Genomic DNA, 17362 nt, shown 5'->3' on the forward strand with positions numbered 1-17362 from the left:
GCAGTGGGGAATGCGGCTCTCCCAGAGCCGGGGTGCCCCCCCCTCTCTACGGCTGTGCAGACGGGGGGGGGCGGACTTCGTTCCCCCGGTCCCGCCCGCGCCCCACACCGCTTCTCACCAGTGGACGACGACCTTGTCGCCGTTCCTCACCTGCGCGAACAGCTGCGCGATCGCCGCCTCGTCCCGTACGTTGACGCAGCCGTGCGAGGCACCGGCGTACCCGGTGGCCGCGAAGTCCGACGAGTAGTGCACCGCCTGGCCGCCGCTGAAGAACATCGCGTACGGCATCGGCGAGTCATAGAGCGTCGACACGTGATGCCGCGACTTCCAGTAGACGCTGAACACACCTTCCCGGGTGGGTGTGTACTGCGAGCCGAACCGCACCGGCACCGTCAGGACGGTCCGCCCGTCGATCATCCAGCGCAGCGTCCGGCTCGTCTTGCTGATGCACAGCACCCGGCCGGTCATGCAGCGCGCGTCGGGCGCGTCGGCCGGCTGGCCGCCCATCAGATACAGGTCCCAGTGGCCCGGCTCCCGCGTCATGTCCAGCAGCCGCTGCCAGGTGACGGCGTCGGTCTGCCCGGTCTTCGGCAGCCCGCGCTTGCCCTGGAACCCCTTGACCGCCTGCTCGGTCAGGTCGTCGTACGTCCCCGTCGGCCCGTCGAAGAGCCAGGCGACCTGCCGCAGCCGGGCCTGCAGCTCACGCACGTCCCGCCCGGTGTCGCCGGGCTTCCACAGGACCTTGGGAGGGGCGGGGGTCGGCGTGGACGGCTTGGTGCTGGGGGTGGAGCCGGGTTTGTCGTCGGCCGTCGGCGTACGGGAGAGCTCTATGCGCACGGGCGGCGGCTGTCCGCCCTCCGAGCCCGCGGCCTGCACCGTGCACCCGGTCAGCACGCACACTCCGGCGAGCGCGCCTGCCCACGATCTCTCCATGCTCCTGTTACGCATCCAGTCCCCGTCGTCTCACTGCCGAGCTGTATGTCACCTGAGATGTTCCCCGCGGGTGACGGGTTGCGAACTTGGCGGCATGGTGGTGACCGGGGCCGAGCAACGCGGGAGGCATACGCATGACGCGCGAGTCGGAGTCCGGACTGCCCATCGAGCCGGTGTACGGGCCGTCGGCGCTCGACGGCTGGGACCCGGCGCGGCAGCTGGGCGAGCCGGGGTCGTACCCCTTCACCCGGGGCGTGTACCCGTCCATGTACACGGGCCGCCCGTGGACGATGCGCCAGTACGCCGGTTTCGGCACGGCGACGGAATCCAACGCCCGCTACCGGGACCTGATCGCGCACGGCACGACCGGCCTCTCGGTCGCCTTCGACCTGCCCACCCAGATGGGCCACGACTCCGATGCTCCGATCGCGCACGGCGAGGTCGGCAAGGTGGGCGTGGCGATCGACTCGGTCGACGACATGCGGGTGCTGTTCGGCGGAATCCCGCTGGACCAGGTCTCCACGTCCATGACGATCAACGCGCCCGCGGCACTGCTGCTGCTCCTGTACCAGCTGGTGGCGGAAGAGCAGGGGGTGAGCGCCGACCGGCTCACCGGCACGATCCAGAACGACGTACTGAAGGAGTACATCGCGCGCGGGACGTACATCTTCCCGCCGAAGCCCTCCCTGCGGCTGACCGCGGATATCTTCCAGTACTGCCGCGCCGAGATCCCCAAGTGGAACACCATCTCGATCTCCGGCTACCACATGGCCGAGGCGGGCGCCTCGCCCGTGCAGGAGATCGCTTTCACCCTGGCGGACGGTATCGAGTACGTCCGTACGGCGGTGGCGGCCGGCATGGACGTCGACGACTTCGCGCCCCGTCTGTCCTTCTTCTTCGTGGCGCGTACGACGCTCCTGGAGGAGGTCGCCAAGTTCCGCGCGGCGCGCAGGATCTGGGCCCGGGTGATGCGGGACGAGTTCGGTGCGAAGAACCCCAAGTCGCTGATGCTGCGCTTCCACACGCAGACGGCGGGCGTGCAGCTCACGGCCCAGCAGCCCGAGGTGAACCTGGTCCGCGTCGCCGTACAGGCCCTGTCCGCGGTGCTCGGCGGCACCCAGTCCCTGCACACCAACTCCTTCGACGAGGCGATCGCGCTGCCCACGGACAAGAGCGCGCGCCTGGCCCTGCGGACCCAGCAGGTGCTGGCCTACGAGACGGACGTGACGGCGACCGTGGACCCCTTCGCCGGCTCCTACGTCATCGAGTCGATGACCGACGACGTGGAGGCGGCGGCGGTCGAGCTGATGACGAAGGTCGAGGACCTCGGCGGCGCGGTCGCGGCGATCGAGCGGGGCTTCCAGAAGGGCGAGATCGAGCGCAACGCGTATCGGATCGCCCAGGAGACGGACTCCGGCGAGCGGGTCGTCGTAGGCGTCAACCGCTTCCGCCTCGACGAGGAAGAGCCGTACGAGCCCCTCCGCGTCGACCCGGCCATCGAGCGCCAGCAGGTGGAACGCCTCGCCAAGCTGCGGGCGGAGCGGGACCAGCGGGCGGTGGACTCGGCCCTCGCGGCCCTGAAGAAGGCCGCCGAGGGCCAGGACAACGTGCTGTGTCCGATGAAGGAGGCGCTGCGGGCCCGGGCGACGGTGGGGGAGGTGTGCAACGCGCTGCGGGAGGTCTGGGGCGCTTATGTGCCCAGCGACGCGTTCTGAGCGACCTGGCCGACGCGGGCCAGGAAGTCCGTGAGCCCGGCAGCCCGGTCACCGGCCCACCCCACATAACCGTCCGGCCGTACAAGAAACAGCCCGCTCCCGTACGTCCCCAGCCCCGCCCCGCCGACAACCCGCACCGACTCCGGAACCCGAGGGGCCGGGGCGCCGATGGCCAGCAGCGTCCAGTGCGGCCCTCGGAACGCGTCAAACAGCCGTACGCCGTCCAGCGTGCCGTCGGGTGCGCGGTCGCCCGCCCGCACCGGGCCCGGGGCGTCACGGGTCTCCCGCGTCAGCGTCGAGTCCCGGTAGCCGAGACCCAGTTGCTGGGTTGCCGCGCCTCGCCGTACCTCCCCGCGGTGCACGCTGGTCGACAGCCCCAGCATGTCCGCCGCGACGGCCCGCCGCTCCTCCTCGTAGGTGTCGAGCAGCGTCTCGGCCGCCCCGTCCCGCAGCACCGCACCCAGCTTCCAGCCCAGGTTGTACGCGTCCTGCACGCTGGTGTTGAGCCCCTGCCCGCCGGCCGGCGAGTGCACGTGCGCCGCGTCTCCCGCGAGGAAGACGCGGCCGTCGCGGAATCGGTCCGCGAGGGCCGCTCGCGGGCGGAAGTCCGAGGCCCAGCGCACTTCGGTCACGTCGTCGGGGGCGAGGTGCGAGCGGTCGGCGACGAGTTTGCGGATGCCGTCGAGGGACAGGTCGGGAGCGGTGCCCTCGGGGAAGCGGGCGGTCAGCTGGAAGTCCTCGGTGCCGGCGAGCGGGCAGATCGAGAGGTAGTCCTCGCCCTCGCGCGGCGGGAAGATGTGCCAGTTGTCGCGGTCGAGGCCGGTGATCCGTACGTCGGCCACGAGCATCGGGCTCGGGTCCACCGTCTCCCCGGTCATCCCGATGCCCAGCGCCCGGCGCACGGCCGAGCGGCCCCCGTCGGCGGCGACGAGGTAACGGGCGCGGATCTGCTCCCCCGAGGCGAAGTGCGCGGTCACGCCCGCCGCATCCTGCTCGACCGACACGACCTCACGGCCGAACTCGACCGGTCCGCCCGAGCGGCCTTGGCCGAGTCGGCTGCGCTTCGGCCGCGCCCTGAAGGGCGCGGGGCCGTATCGATATGCGGCTCCGCCGCGCGGGCGCGACCAGCCCCCACCGGCCTGCAGATGATCGACGGCCGATCGTGGCGCATCCAGCGGAGCGCTCAGTTCCGCCAGCCGGGCGAACAGGATCTCCTGGGTGCGCCACTGCGGCACCATCCACGGCCTGTTGTACGGCGCGTCCTCCGTCGCCTCGATCGGGTCGAACATGTGGTGCTCGCCCGCCCGTCGGCCGTCCTGCCAGATCATCCCGACCGGGTAGCCGCCGCTGGCCGCGCGGATCGCGTCCAGCACGCCCAGGTCGTCGAAGACCTCCATCGTGCGCGGCTGGATGCCCTTGCCGCGTGAGCCCGGGAACAGCCGGTCCGCCCGCTCCACCACCAGGGCGTCCACGCCACGCCGGGCCAGGTCCACGCCGAGGGCCAGTCCGGTGGGGCCCGCGCCGACGATCAGCACGTCTGTGGAAACAGTCATGATCCACTCTCCTTAACGCTGTTAAGTGCCATTGCCGACGAGAGTGCCCTTAACGCTGTTAAGCTGTCAAGCGTGAGCACGGAACGCCGAGCGCCCCTCGACCGCAAGCGGGTCGCGGACACCGCCCTGAAGCTTCTGAACGAGGTCGGTCTGGACGGCCTGACCCTGCGCGCCATCGCCGGGGAGCTGGACGTCAAGGCGCCCGCCCTGTACTGGCACTTCAAGGACAAGCAGGCACTGCTCGACGAAATGGCGACGGAGATGTACCGCCGGATGACCGCCGGGACGTCACTCGATCCCGGGGACACCTGGCAGGAGCGGCTGCTCAAGTCCAACCGTGGGCTGCGCACGGAACTGCTCGGCTACCGCGACGGCGCCAAGGTGTTCAGCGGCTCACGCTTCACCGCCTTGGAGCACGCCGGGCAGATGGAGGAGAACCTGCGCCTGTTCACGGCCGCCGGGTTCACCCTCGCCCAGGCGGTCCGCGCGACCCAGACGACGTACCTCTACACCCTCGGCTTCGTCACCGAGGAACAGGGCGTCGAGCCGCTGCCGGGCGAGCGCCGCGAGGGCTTCGACGTAACAGAACGCGCCCGCCTGATGGCCGACTACCCTCTGTCGGCCAAGGCGGGCGCGGAACTTTTCCAGGATTTCGACCAGCACTTAGAGGAGGGGCTGGCCCTGATCATTGCCGGGATCGAGGCACGCTACGGCATCGGCTGACGGTCAGCAGCCGCGCCCCAAAGGGGCGCGGGGAACTGCGCGACCAGCCACGACGGCGCCGCAGCCGAAAGACGACACAGCGCGGCACTACCCGCGGAGCGCCCGCGCCGCCCGCGTAACGATCGGCGGCAGCAGATCCCGCCCGATGCGCCGGGCAAGCGAGGGCCGGCGCTTCGGCGCGGGGGCAACCACCGGTTCCGGCTCGGGCTCCTTGTAGTAGCGGGAGCGCGGGAAGTCCGGCGACTGCATCCCCTTCTTCGCACGGGTCCGCACCAGCCGGTGCCCCGCGGCCTCCTGAATGCTCAGCCCGACATCCGTACGCTCCCGGATCATGGTGAGCAGCTCCTCCTGGACGGCCTCGGGGTCGCCCCACGTGCCGTACAGCTTCTGCGTGCTGAGGCAGATCGGGCGCAGCCCGCGGTTGAGGACGGCCTCCCACGTGGCGACCGAGACGCCCGGGGTGTGCTCGGAGCGGAAGTCGTCGAGGACGACGATGCCGTCGGGCAGCAGCAGATCGTGCGCGGCGCCGATGTCGTCGCGGACGTGCTCGTACAGGTGCGAGGCGTCGATATGGAGGAAGCGGCAGCTGCCGGGGTCGACCTCCTGCGAGATCAGGGAGCTGGGGCCCTGGATCACCTTCGGGAGGCTGTCGTGGAAGGCGAGGTAGTTCCGCTCGAAGGCCTGCCGGGTGAGGGACCCGTACGACTTGTTGTGCTCGGCCCGGTTCGCCCCGTCGGGAGCGTCGCTCTCGAACAGGTCGCACACCGTGAACCTCTCGCCGTCCCGCAGGTGCTCACCCAGCAGGATCGCGCTCTTGCCCATGAAGACGCCTAGTTCCACCAGGTCTCCGGGCTGCCCCAGTCTTTCCTGCCGGTCCAGGAACCAGGTGAAGAGCACTTGGTCCAGTGGGGGGAACCAGCCAGGGACGTCCTTGAGTTCTCCGGGATCCGCGGAGATCTGCTGTGGGTTTGCCATGAAGCGAGCCTGCTCAATCAGTGCCGGGCAATCTATCCGCCGACTGAACGTCAGGTGAACAAAGTCCTCCAAACGGACAGCCTTGCGGCCACCAGCCTAGGGGGACGAACCCCGTCAGCGCGTCTTGGCGAGCGCGGTTCGCAGTCGCGGTGTGAGTGGCTTTTCGACGAAGCGGTGCAGCAGCCAGGCCAGCAGCAGCATCGAAGCGATCGTCAGGATGAACGTCAGCCCCGACGATACGTACATCTCCTTGTGGAGCGCGTGTATCACCACCCAGCCGAGGTGCTCGTGGACCAGGTAGAAGGGGTACGTCAGGGCTCCGGCCACGGTCAGCCAGTGCCAGTTCGCCCAGTTCAGCCAGCCCAGCGCGATCGCGGCGACGGCCACGAAGCCGAACGTCACGATGGCCACGATCACCAGCTGGGAGCGGTTGGCGAAGGCGTCCGGGCTGGGTGCGCGCCACAGGCTCTCCACCACGGTGTGCTGCCCGATCAGCCAGCTCACCGCCACGATGCCCCAGCCGTAGACGTCCTTGCGGTCGCGGTGGATGAGGTAGAGGCCGACGCCGCCGATGAAGAACGGCGCGTACTCGGGCATCAGTACGATGTCGAGGAATGGTTCCTTCGCGCCCTTCGCGATCGCCGCCAGCAACGTCCAGCCCGCGCAGAACATGATCACCCGCTGCCGGGTCGCCCCCGGCAGTACGACGCACAGCGCGAACAGCGCGTAGAAGCGGACCTCGGCCCACAGGGTCCAGCAGACGCCGAGCACCCGGTCCACGCCCAGTGGATACTGAAGCATCGTCATGTTGACGAGGGTCTCGCTCGGCGACAGTGCCTTGTAGGTGACCATCGGCAGGGCGAACACGGCCGTCACGATCAGGATCGCGGCCCAGTACGCGGGCAGCAGCCGGGAGGCGCGGGAGGCGAAGAACGACTTCAGGGGCCGGCCCCAGCCGCTCATGCAGATCACGAAGCCGCTGATGACGAAGAAGATCTGGACGCCGAGACAGCCGTAGGAGAACCAGGTGTGGAGGGTGGGGAACTGGTGCTTGGCCGAGCCGCCCCAGGCGGTGGTGACCTCTCCGCCCCGGCCGCCGTAGTGGTAGGCGGCCACCATCAGGGCGGCGACCAGCCGCAGGCCGTCGAGGGCGCGCAGTCGGGTTTCGCGGCGTTTCGTCCGTTCTGGCTTCCGGTCCGGGACTGGGGCCGTCTCGGACGCGGGTCGGACGGTCATGCTGGTCACGAAAATCCCCTCGACGGGTTCTCCTGTGGGTGGCCCCAGCACATTAGTCCGAATCACAGACTCGGCTTGGTTGACGCGGCTACGATTATCCGTCTAGTTGCAGGGAGTTCACCTTCAGGTCGTTTTGACTTCCTAATTTTTTCCTCCATCCCCCCACGGATGCGTAAACAGTTTCAAGATCCCCCCACTTGCCTGTACACGGCAGCAAACATGAAGCATTGGCTTGGCAAAAAAACAGGAGCGCCATGACGAGGGTCCAGAACAGACGGGCACGTGCGCGTGGGGGGGAGCTGGACGACTGCTTGCGCGCGTGCGCTGTACACAGCGGCAAACTCGTCGGAAGCATCGACCGCCGCCGCATCGAACTCTCCGAGCAGTTGCGGAAGCTGCTGGTGGTGTGGGGAACAACACCCGCCACGGCGGCGCCCGCCGCGGCGTCCGGTGCCACAGCGCTGCTCAAGCGCGCGGTCAAGGGCTCGGCGGCGGTCCCCAGCGGCGGAATCGCCCCTGAACTGCTCGACGCCCTGCTCGCCGTCGCCAACCAGGCGCTCAAGTGCGGCTACGACGACGAGCTCAACCTCGCCCTGGTGATCAGCGACACCGTGCTGGCCCACCGCAAGAACTCCCGCGCCGGCTGGCGGCTGCGTGCCCGCCTGCTGGAGGCCCTCGGCGAGGAGACCGAGGCGCAGGAGGCGTACGAGCGCTACCTCGGCCTCACCGACGAGGACGGCTTCGGCGTCACCGCGAAGATCGCCGGCCTGAAGGTCGCCGCCGACCGTGAGCGGCAACTGCTCCAGTTGCTGAAGCGTCAGGTCCCGGGCGCCGAGGCGTTCGCCCGCGGCAACCCCACCGAGATCTGGGCCGAGGGCCTCACCGCCCACGCCCTCGGTGACTGGGCCGCGGCCGAGCCCCGCATGGTCGGCGCGCTGCTCGCGCTGGCGGACGACGGCGCCCCCGTCGCCGACCGCCAGGACCTGCTCAGCCAGTACCTGGACCTGCGTATCGCCGTCGACAGCGATGTCACCGCGCTCACCGAGGTTCTCGAGCTCTACGCCGAGCAGCGCCGCGGCCGGATGCGCGGCCCGGTCGCCGACCCGTCGATCGGCGGGGTGAAGTGGATCAGCCTCGGCGAGTTCCGCAACCGGATCGCCGGCAAGTCCGTCTGCCTGATCGCCAACTCCGGCCGGGTCGGCGCCAGTTCGATGGGCGCCGAGATCGACGCGTACGACCTCGTGGTGCGCTTCAACTCGTACAAGATCGACCCGAAGCACACCGGCAGCCGCACCGACATCCACGCCACGATCCACAAGCACGGCTTCAACTGGGAGAAGCCGGTCGACACCCGGCTCGTCTTCGGCGGCATCTCCGGCGACTGGAAGTGGTCGCTGCGCAACCGGCTGGTGCCCGGCGCGCAGACCCACCTCGGCGACGAGTCGCTGCGCTGGCCCGTGCGCAACATCGGCCGGCTCTCCAGCGACCAGTGGTCCGGCATCCCGACCACCGGCTTCAACATGCTGTTCCTGCTGGACTTCCTGGACGTCAGCCCCACCCTGGACCTGATCGGCTTCGACTTCTACGAGAGCGGCGCCTACCGCGTCCAGGAAGCGATGAAGCTCGCCATCACGTCCGTCCACGAGTACACCAGCGAGAAGGCATGGGTCATGGAGCGGGCCCAGAGCGTGACCGACATGAGGATATCCCTGCGATGACGACCACTTCCCTGACCGGGGCCCCCACCGAGGCCACGCACTCCGCGGCCGACCTCACCGGCAAGCGGCGGATCGCCTTCGCGTCCTACGTCGACGAGAACTACCTGCCCGGCTTCCTCGTCCTGCTGCGCAGCCTCGCGCTGTCCAACCCGAGCGTGTGCGAGGACTTCGTCGTCCTCTACGACGATCTGCGCCCCGGCTCGATCGCCAAGATCCGCGCCCTGCACCCGCGCATCGTGCTGCGCCGCGTCAACGACGCGCACTACGACTCGTACAAGAAGGGCGACCAGGACAACTACCTGGTCCGCAAGGCGTACTTCATCCTCGACGTGTTCCGGATGCGTGAGTACGACACCGTCATCACGCTCGACACCGACATGGTCGTCCTCGGCGACCTCGGTGAACTCCTCAAGCTCCGCCATGGCCTGGCGGCCGTGTCGCAGTTCTTCTACGGGCAGCACAAGCTCAACTCGGGTCTGCTGGTCATCCAGCGCGAGTACCTGAGCGACGAGTTCTGCGCCAAGATCGACGCGACCGGACGCAGCGGCGACTACGAGCTGGACAAGCACGACCAGGGCATCCTGAACGCCGTCCTCGACGGCGACTTCATCCGCCTGGACGCGCGCTACAACTTCGTCAAGCGGCGGCTCTCCGGCGACCTGCCCGTCCCCGAGGACACCGCGATCCTGCACTTCACGGGCCGTCACAAGCCGTGGCAGGGCGGCGAGGCCGGGTACAGCCTGGCCGAGGAGAAGTGGCGCGAGTTCGAGCTGGCCGACGCCGACTTCCACGCCGCCTACCTCTCCTCCTCCGGCGGCCTCCACCACGACCTGGTCGTGCACTACGGCACCCCGCACGTCGCCCGCACCGGTGACGTCGAGACCGCCCGCAAGGTGGCCGCCGCGCACATCGCGACCGGCAACTACCAGGACGCCGTGGACATCCTGGAGAGCGTCCGTATCCACCTCGACGAGGCCTGGCCGCACGAGGTGCTCGGCCACGCCCTGATGAGCGTCTCCCGCTACGACGAGGCCAAGGCGCAGCTGCTGATGGCGACGGCCGCCCCCAACCGGGCCGCCACCGCCTACGCCCGGCTCGCCCAGATGGCCTGGGTGCACGGCGACAACGCCTCGGCGCTGAAGTACGCGACGAGCGGCCTGTCCGTCGACATCACCCACCGCTCCAGCCGCCTGTGGGCGCAGCGCGCGTCCGCCGTTCCCTCGCAGGAGCAGGGCTCCGCCGAGGACCAGCTCGCGCACGTCGCCTTCTACATGGACAGGCAGGGCAACGCGGGCGACAAGCTGCTCCCGGAGAGCGTCCGCAGCGCCTTCGGGCCGGACACCACCTCCCGCCGCTGGCACTCCGTGCACGCCCACCGGCTGTTCGACGAGGCCGCGCTGGAGCGTGTCAACGCCCGCCGCGGACTGGTCATCGGCGGTGGCGGCCTGTTCATCCCGGACACCATGCCGAACGGCAACAGCGCCTGGCAGTGGAACGTCCCGGACGACCTGATGCGCCGCATCGACGTCCCGATCGCGGTGTACGCCGTCGGCTTCAACGCCTTCGACGGACAGTCCTACCGGGCCAACCGCTTCCGCGACTCGCTCCGCCTGCTGGTCGAGAAGTCCTCCTTCTTCGGGCTGCGCAACCACGGCTCGATCGAGAAGGTGCGGTCCATGCTCCCGGCCCACCTGCACGACAAGGTGCGCTTCCAGCCGTGCCCGACCACGGTGACGCGCCAGCTCGTGCCCGGCTGGCAGGACCCGGCGACCCGCGACGACACCATCCTGATCAACGCCGCCTACGACCGCGCGGGCCTGCGCTTCGGCCATGACTACGCCTACTTCCTGGCCCAAATGGCGCAGGCGGTACGGGACTTGGGCGAGCTGGCCGAAGTCCAGTGCGTGGCCCACTCGCTCGACGACGAGAAGATCGTCTTCGACCTGCGCCGCGAGCACGGCATCTCGATGCCCGTCATCCCGATGTACGACTTCGACAACGACGGCATCCGGGACCTGTACGCCCGCACCAAGCTGGTGATCGGCATGCGCGGCCACGCGGGAATGATCCCGTTCGGCTGCGGCACGCCCATCATCAGCCTGATCTCGCACCCGAAGATGGCGTACTTCCTGCGCGACATCGAACGGCCCGAGTGGGGCGTCTCCGTCCACGACCGCAACCTCGCCGCGGTGCTGGTTGAGCGCTCCAAGGACCTGCTCAAGGACCACGCGGCCACCGTCGCCGACGTGCACGGCCGGCAGCAGGAACTGTGGAAGGTGACCGAGGCGAACGCGGCGGATCTGCGCGCGATCCTCGGCGGCTGATCCATGCCCGACGTCCTCGCGGAGGATGTCGACGACGCTCCCGCGGCAACTGCGCCGCGGGAGCGTCGTCGCGTGTCGCACAATGGTGCGGTGATCGACGATGCTTCGCCGACAGCGGCCCAACTGCCGCCCCAGTTGGTCCAGGACGACGAGTTGACCGGCCATTCCGTGGTGGCCAACAACGTCATGAACCGCGAGCGGGTCCTGGCGGGCGTCAACAGCTACAGTCGCGAACTCGGCTTCGACCCCGCCGAGTTCCTGAACAGCCACGGCCCCGCCCCGGCCTGGCTGGACATGTGCAGCGGAGAAGGGCTTGCCCTCCACGCGGCAGCGCGGCGGCTCCCGCAGGCCGCCATCACCGGCGTGGACCTGGTCGGCCCGTTGATGCCGCCCGCGCTGCCCGACGGTCTCGAACTCATCACCGCTGACCTCGGCCGTTGGTCCCCAGAGCGCCGCTATGACTTGATCACCTGCGTCCACGGGCTGCACTACATCGGTGACCGGCTCTCCCTGCTGGAGCGGGCCGCCTCGTGGCTTACAGAGACCGGCCTGCTGGTCGCCCATCTCGACCCCTCGACGCTGCGGTGCCCCGACGGCAGCGACCTCTCCCGGGCGGTCCTGCGGGCATTGCGCGCCGCCGGCTTCCACTACTCGGCCCGCGACCACCGCCTCAGCCTGCGCGGCGGGCGTCCCGTCACCCTGCCCTTCACCTACCTCGGCGCCGACCCGCAGGCCGGCCCCAACTACACGGGCCAGCCGGCCGTCGCGTCGTACTACCGCCCCGACTGCTGAGCATCAGGGCCGGCGATAGATCCTGATCGAGTGCCCGACCTCGTCCACCGCGCTGCTGCCGTCGATCAGCGCGGCCAGCGGGGCCTCCGCCGTGGCGGCCGCGGTGTCCGACACGACAAGCAGTCCGCGGACCTCGTCCGGGGGGACGGTCATGGGGTCGGAGGCGTGGATGCCGTAGTAGGAGGGCTCGCCGCTGCCCTTGTAGACCAGCCAGACCGTGTCGTGCGGGTAGCGGTGCCGCAGGCGGTCGGCGAGCCGGGCGAGGTCCTGGCCCCAGTCGACGTTCGAGTCGTGCAGCCACAGGTGGGTTTTCGCAGGCCCGCCGAACGCCTCGTTCGCATACGGCAGGTAATACGGGTACGTGCTGAGCGAGCTGACGCCGACGAACGCGACGAGCGTCGCCGTCACGGCGTACGCCCACCGCCGCCGGACGGCGATCACGGCCGCCGCCGCGACGGCGAGGAAGAACGGCATGAAGATCGCGTACCGGACGCCGAGGTCGCGGTCGCCGGTCATGGCCGAGGCGAGCAGAACGGCCGTGGGAAGCAGCACGTACGGGACCGCGGGTCGCAGTTGCCGGATCGCGCAAAGGGCCACGGCACCGGCCGCCCACAGAGCGAGCATGCCGAGTGGCGTCTTCACCAGCAGGGCGGCCGGCAGGTAGTACCAGAGCGCGCCGTTGTAGGGCCGGCCGTAGAGGAAGCCCTCCCGCACCACGGTCTCCCCCTTGCCGAACTGGAGCAGCATTCCGTCCCGGTACTCGCGGGGGAACGGCAGCAGGTCGGCGGCGAGGGCACGCAGCCCGTGCACCTTGGGCATACCGGCGGGCGCGGTCCAGTGCAGCCGCGGATCGACCACGAGATAGGAGGCCCACACCACGGCGACCGCGATCAGCGCCGTCCCGGCCGCCCACGCGACTCCTGGTGCGAGCAGCCGTGCCATGCGGCGCGGGGCGTGCCGGGGTGCGCGCCGGGCTGCGAGGACGGACAGCACGGCGAGAAGGAGCACCACGGGAACAGCCGGCAGCGTGGTCATCTTGGTGGCCAGGGCCGCGCCGAGCGCGGCCCCCGCCAGCGGGAGGTACACCCCCGGTCGCCGGCGGGCCCGCCAGGTGAGCCAGACCGACGTCAGCACGAAGCCCGCCGCGGGCACGTCGAGGGTGGCCAGTGACCCGTGGGCGATGACGTCGGGCGAGAAGGCGTACAACGCGAGCGCCGCCAGGGCGCCCGCGCGGCCGGTGAGGTCGCGGGCGAACGCGCAGACGACCAGCCCGAACAGCAGCGTCAGCACGATCATCGGCGTACGGGCCCACAGCATCAGCCGCTGCGCGTCGTTGCCGGTCTCGAACAGCAGATGGCGTCCGAGCCTGCTCTGGTCACCGCGGAAGCCCTGCTTGAGATGCGGGTCGGCGACGAGCACACCGGTCGCGATGATGAGCTTGCCCAGCGGCGGATGCTCCGGGTTGTACCGCAGGCTGTGCTCTTTGAGATAGACCGTGGCCGTGCCGACGTACACCGGCTCGTCGGTGGTCGGGGACTGCTCCCTGGCCGTGGTGACCATCGCCACCGCCATCTGGGCGAGGAGCGCCACGACGGCGAGCACGAACACCAGCTGTCGGTGTCGGCGCAACGCCGCGAAGCGCTCCGCGGGTCTTCGGGGCCGCCCGTCGCTCTCGCGGGCGCTGTCGACGGTTTCCGTCTGCACGGCCCCAGAACCCGGCCCGGCGGCGCGCGTTCGCACCGCCGGGCCCTGGACCGGTCTCGGACCGCTCCGGGCGGTTCTCACCCCTTGCCGACCAGCTTCTTCAGTCTCGACATCGTCGACACCTTCGGCGCGCTCTCGTACGCCTTCTTCAGCTGCGCGAAGTGGTCGGCGCGGGTGCGGCTGAGGTACTCGTCGGTCTGCAGCGGCCTGGCGATCGACCAGGCCCTCTTGTGCTGGCCGTCGTAGTGGCAGACGAACGCCTTGGAGAACTCCAGCACGGACTTGAAGGGGATGCCGCCGGTGTGGTCGCGGTCGACGCGCTCCTGGACGGCGGAGATCAGCTTCAGCTTCTCGTCGACCGTGTAGGCGTCCTCGGTGATCCGGTGCATCACGTCCGTGGGGATCGGCTTGGTCACCTCGAAGGCGAGCGTGGAGCGGATCGGCGGGCCCGCGATCTCGATGTACGGCAGCAGGGCGCCCGTGCTGTGGTGCAGCCAGGGCAGACGCGGCCCCGCGAAGTCCTGGTGGAGGACGACCGTGCCGGGCTGCATGCGGGTCAGGAACCGCTCCGACACGCACTTGAAGACCTTGGCCGTCTTGGCTATGTCGATGTGCAGGAACTCGACCGGGGTGGTGTCCGACGGGTCCGAGGTCTGCCACAGGTCGCCGGCGTGGATCTCCAGGAAGGGAAGGAAGGGGTCCAGACGGCGCCTGAAGTCGTCCAGGAACGAGTCGTCGTCCTCCGGCTTGTGCCCGGAGTCGAAGAACTTCTCCGTGGCGTACGTGCCCTTGCCGACCCGGAAGAAGTCGTACGCGTGCAGCCGTCCCGTCTTCTCGTCGAAGGCCGGGTTCTCCTGCAGGCCCATCGCAAGGGCGTACGTCGATCCGCCGCCGCCGGAGCCCAGTTCGATGATCCGGCCCTTGCCGGTGAGGTGATGCCGCCCCACGAGGTAGAGGAACTGCAGCTCCCACTGGCTGCACTGGGTGTAGGGCAGGTCGTCCGGCAGCTTGACGCTGTCGAACATGGAGTAGAGCCGGCCGAGCGTCGTCATGAGTGCCTCACGGTGTTCGAATCAGGCGGTGCCCGTGATCCTAGAGTTCACGGGCACCGCCTCACCATGGAATCGGCGGAGTAGCTGGGTGGCCTATCGGCGTTTGCCTGGCATCGGCTCCGCGTTCACTCCTGATTCGCTCAGCGCTTCACAGCCTTCTTCAGAGCGCGGGCCTTGCGGACCACCCGGCGTGCCGTCGCGTTGCGGGGCAGGAAGGACAGTCGCTCCGGGATGCCGCCGGGCAGGCCGAGGGAGGTGAGTCGCTTGCGCTTGAAGTAGCGCTGGGTGCGGGGGCCGAAGTGCTCGGAGAGGTAGCGCTCCGCGACCGGGCGCAGGCTCGCGTAGATCTGCGGCTGCATGGTGAACCCTATGGCGGTGACCAGGGCCCACAGCGTGTCCGCGGGGACGGTCTCCTCGCCCTTGCGGTTCTCCAGGTCCGGCAGCACCGCGTCGGCCAGCACCGCGGGAACGCGGTTGCTGTTCTGGTACGGCGTCAGCCGCTCCAGGAGCGGCTCGGTGCCGATACGGGCGACCGGGAGGTCGTAGAACGCGGAGGCGGTGAACAGCGCCGTCGAGAAGCAGCCGACGACCAGTCCGGGCCGGGACTTCTCGAACAGCACCTCGGCGAGGACCGGGGTGTCCAGGACGGTGAGGTCGACGCCGAGCTTCTCGGCCTCGGTCTCCAGGATCCGGCTGTAGCGGGCCGGTGCGGTGGGGTGCGGCTTGAAGACGATCGAGCGGTGCCCGCGCGCCACGGCCCCGCGCATCATCCGCACGTGCAGCTCCTCTTCCTCCTTGGGGGAGAGGATGTTCAGCGCGGACAGGTACTGGCCGAGCAGCAGCGCCGCGTTGTCCGGCAGGACCGGCAGCTCCGGTACGACGCCGCCGAGTCCGCTGAGCACCTTCAGGAACGCGGGCGCCGGTACGACCTGCGCCGGGACGTCGAACTCGGTCAGCAGCATCGGCGTCAGACCGGGTACCAGGTCCAGGTGCAGCAGGCGCCGCACCCGGGTGCCGACCAGCGGGTCCAGCTTGTTGCGGGTGGGGCCGTAGCTCATCAGGCCGTCGGCGTAGACGTCGATCGGGGCGCCGGTGAACAGCTGGGCCAGGGTGAGCGCCGGGCTGACCTGGATGGACTCCAGGACCAGCTCCACCCGGTCCTCGCCCAGGTCCCACAGCAGCCGCAGATACCGCTCGAACAACGGGATGTCGTCCGGGCGCGGCGTCCAGGCACCGGGGTGGAAGGGCTTGATGGCCTCGTTGTAGGACAGCACGCCGTCGAAGTGGTCGCGCAGTGACTCGAAGCCCGGCATCTCGTCGACGCCCGGCGTGGTCTCCGGCGTCCCGGCGTTGTTGAACACCAGCAGCAGCCGACGGTCCGCCTCGGCGAAGCAGTCCGAGTCGATCGCGGCGGCCAGCGTGGCCGCTCCGTACAGCGTCGAGGCGCAGAAGATCTGGGTCGTACGGGGGGACGAGGACATCAGGCGGCCGCCTTCGCAGTGGTGACCCTGCGCCGCAGCCGCCGCAGCTTGCTGGCCCGGCGCAGGTCCATCGTGTCGAGCACATCGACGAGTTGGTCCTGCGGCATGCGCTTGATCGCCGCGGCGGACATCGCCCGCAGCTGCTTGGCCACCTCCGGCTCGAACTTCTCGATCTCGGACAGGTGGTGAGCGATGATCGCGCAGTACGTCCGCACGGCCTTCGGCAGCAGCCGCTCGGCGTCCTGGTCGGCCGCCGTCTCCTCAATCACCTGGTCGAAGGCACGGATGAAGTCGAGTTGACGGACGTCACCGATCTGAGTGAGAGAGGAAGCGACCCCCCGCCGGTAGAAGACGCCCAGCAGACCGACGACGGCGAACGACTCCGCCTCGCGGTGCAGCTTCCAGATCCACGGCCGGTCCTCCGCGGTGCGCAGCCCGTGGGTGAAGTGCAGCACTCCCTTGTCCAGCAGACGGCGGTGGTAGGCGCCGGCCCAGGCGTAGGCGTAGTCCACGGAGGTCGTGCGGTCGACGGGGAGGATCGCCTCGCGCGGGTTGAGCACCTCGTTACGGCGGCCGTGCGGGTGTCTGTGCACGGAGCGGGCGCGGGCGGTGGCCTGGACGTGGTCCGTCCGGATGAAGTCGCAGCCCAGCTCCTCGATGGCCGAGACCAGGTCGGAGAGGTAGCCGGGGGCGATCCAGTCGTCGCCGTCGAGGAAGGTCAGATATTCGCCGGTCGCCGCGTCGAGGCCCGTGTTGCGTGCGGTGGCCAGCCCTCCGTTCTCCTCGTGGCGGATGAAGCGCACCTGGGCGACGTCCGAGAGTTCCTCGGCGGCCCGTTCGAGAATCGCGGGGGTTTCGTCCTTGGATTTGTCGTCTACCAGGATGAACTCGAAGTCGCGCCTGGCGTTCGCGCGCAGGCTTCTGAGCATGTCGGGGGCGTATTGCTGCACGTTGTAGAACGGCACGATCACGGAAAGCTTTGGCACCTGCGAAAGCCTAGAGGGCTCACCGGCGGCAGAACTTTCTGGTGATCGTACTACAGGTGAACTCAGTGTGTCGGAACGGTGCATACCAAGTACTTCCGCAGGTCTGACGGGCCAGTTCGGTTGTCGTGGTGCTGTTGTTAACCTTTTGTTGAGTCGCGGTTGGGCTATAC

General features: G+C 69.4%; 13 protein-coding genes. 5 read left to right on the top strand and 8 right to left on the bottom strand.

What is annotated here, in order from left to right; all coding sequences use genetic code 11:
* Positions 1-114: 114 nt before the first annotated feature.
* Positions 115-933, bottom strand: a complete 819-nt coding sequence (locus tag AB0I98_RS06935) for a L,D-transpeptidase family protein (protein ID WP_362936320.1) — start codon at positions 931-933, stop codon at positions 115-117.
* A gap of 134 nt (positions 934-1067) precedes the next feature.
* Here AB0I98_RS06935 and AB0I98_RS06940 point away from each other — a divergent pair, with 134 nt between their 5' ends.
* Positions 1068-2648 carry a methylmalonyl-CoA mutase family protein gene (locus AB0I98_RS06940; RefSeq protein WP_362936323.1) on the top strand — a complete coding sequence of 527 codons (1581 nt, stop codon included), beginning with the start codon at positions 1068-1070 and terminating at the stop codon, positions 2646-2648.
* On the opposite strand, the gene AB0I98_RS06945 is transcribed toward AB0I98_RS06940, so the two are convergent.
* Positions 2624-4201 (bottom strand): FAD-dependent oxidoreductase, encoded by a 1578-nt coding sequence (locus AB0I98_RS06945; protein WP_362936326.1) that lies wholly within the window; start codon positions 4199-4201, stop codon positions 2624-2626. The two genes, AB0I98_RS06940 and AB0I98_RS06945, sit on opposite strands and share 25 nt — an antisense overlap.
* A gap of 72 nt (positions 4202-4273) precedes the next feature.
* Here AB0I98_RS06945 and AB0I98_RS06950 point away from each other — a divergent pair, with 72 nt between their 5' ends.
* On the top strand, positions 4274-4924 hold the full coding sequence (locus AB0I98_RS06950) for a TetR/AcrR family transcriptional regulator (protein WP_362936329.1): 651 nt from the start codon (positions 4274-4276) through the stop codon (positions 4922-4924).
* An 87-nt stretch (positions 4925-5011) separates the two neighbouring features.
* Here AB0I98_RS06950 and AB0I98_RS06955 read toward each other — a convergent pair whose 3' ends face one another.
* On the bottom strand, positions 5012-5899 hold the full coding sequence (locus AB0I98_RS06955) for a class I SAM-dependent methyltransferase (protein ID WP_362936332.1): 888 nt from the start codon (positions 5897-5899) through the stop codon (positions 5012-5014).
* Positions 5900-6013: 114 nt separating this feature from the next.
* Positions 6014-7135 carry an acyltransferase gene (locus AB0I98_RS06960; RefSeq protein ID WP_362936335.1) on the bottom strand — a complete coding sequence of 374 codons (1122 nt, stop codon included), beginning with the start codon at positions 7133-7135 and terminating at the stop codon, positions 6014-6016.
* Between the two features lie 311 nt (positions 7136-7446).
* Between AB0I98_RS06960 and AB0I98_RS06965 the strand changes: the two genes are divergently transcribed.
* The 3 genes from AB0I98_RS06965 (at position 7447) to AB0I98_RS06975 (ending at position 11969) form a co-directional block, all read left to right on the top strand.
* Positions 7447-8853: a glycosyltransferase family 29 protein gene (locus AB0I98_RS06965; RefSeq protein WP_362936338.1), complete on the top strand. Its 1407-nt coding sequence runs from the start codon at positions 7447-7449 to the stop codon at positions 8851-8853.
* Positions 8850-11177, top strand: a complete 2328-nt coding sequence (locus AB0I98_RS06970; protein WP_362936341.1) for a glycosyltransferase — start codon at positions 8850-8852, stop codon at positions 11175-11177. Before AB0I98_RS06965 ends, AB0I98_RS06970 begins: the two co-directional genes overlap by 4 nt.
* A gap of 90 nt (positions 11178-11267) precedes the next feature.
* On the top strand, positions 11268-11969 hold the full coding sequence (locus AB0I98_RS06975; protein ID WP_362936344.1) for a class I SAM-dependent methyltransferase: 702 nt from the start codon (positions 11268-11270) through the stop codon (positions 11967-11969).
* 3 nt (positions 11970-11972) lie between these two features.
* Here AB0I98_RS06975 and AB0I98_RS06980 read toward each other — a convergent pair whose 3' ends face one another.
* The 4 genes from AB0I98_RS06980 to AB0I98_RS06995 all read right to left on the bottom strand — a co-directional run bounded on the left by AB0I98_RS06980 (position 11973) and on the right by AB0I98_RS06995 (position 17192).
* Complete coding sequence (locus AB0I98_RS06980) at positions 11973-13541, bottom strand: phospholipid carrier-dependent glycosyltransferase (RefSeq protein ID WP_362936494.1); 1569 nt, start codon at positions 13539-13541, stop codon at positions 11973-11975.
* 209 nt (positions 13542-13750) lie between these two features.
* On the bottom strand, positions 13751-14725 hold the full coding sequence (locus AB0I98_RS06985; RefSeq protein WP_362936346.1) for a hypothetical protein: 975 nt from the start codon (positions 14723-14725) through the stop codon (positions 13751-13753).
* A gap of 140 nt (positions 14726-14865) precedes the next feature.
* Positions 14866-16206: an alpha-2,8-polysialyltransferase family protein gene (locus tag AB0I98_RS06990; protein WP_362936349.1), complete on the bottom strand. Its 1341-nt coding sequence runs from the start codon at positions 16204-16206 to the stop codon at positions 14866-14868.
* Positions 16206-17192 carry a glycosyltransferase family 2 protein gene (locus AB0I98_RS06995; protein WP_362936352.1) on the bottom strand — a complete coding sequence of 329 codons (987 nt, stop codon included), beginning with the start codon at positions 17190-17192 and terminating at the stop codon, positions 16206-16208. The genes AB0I98_RS06990 and AB0I98_RS06995 overlap by 1 nt, the downstream gene beginning before the upstream one ends.
* Positions 17193-17362: the final 170 nt, after the last annotated feature.

This window comes from Streptomyces sp. NPDC050211 (genome assembly GCF_040656035.1).
Classification (GTDB): domain Bacteria; phylum Actinomycetota; class Actinomycetes; order Streptomycetales; family Streptomycetaceae; genus Streptomyces.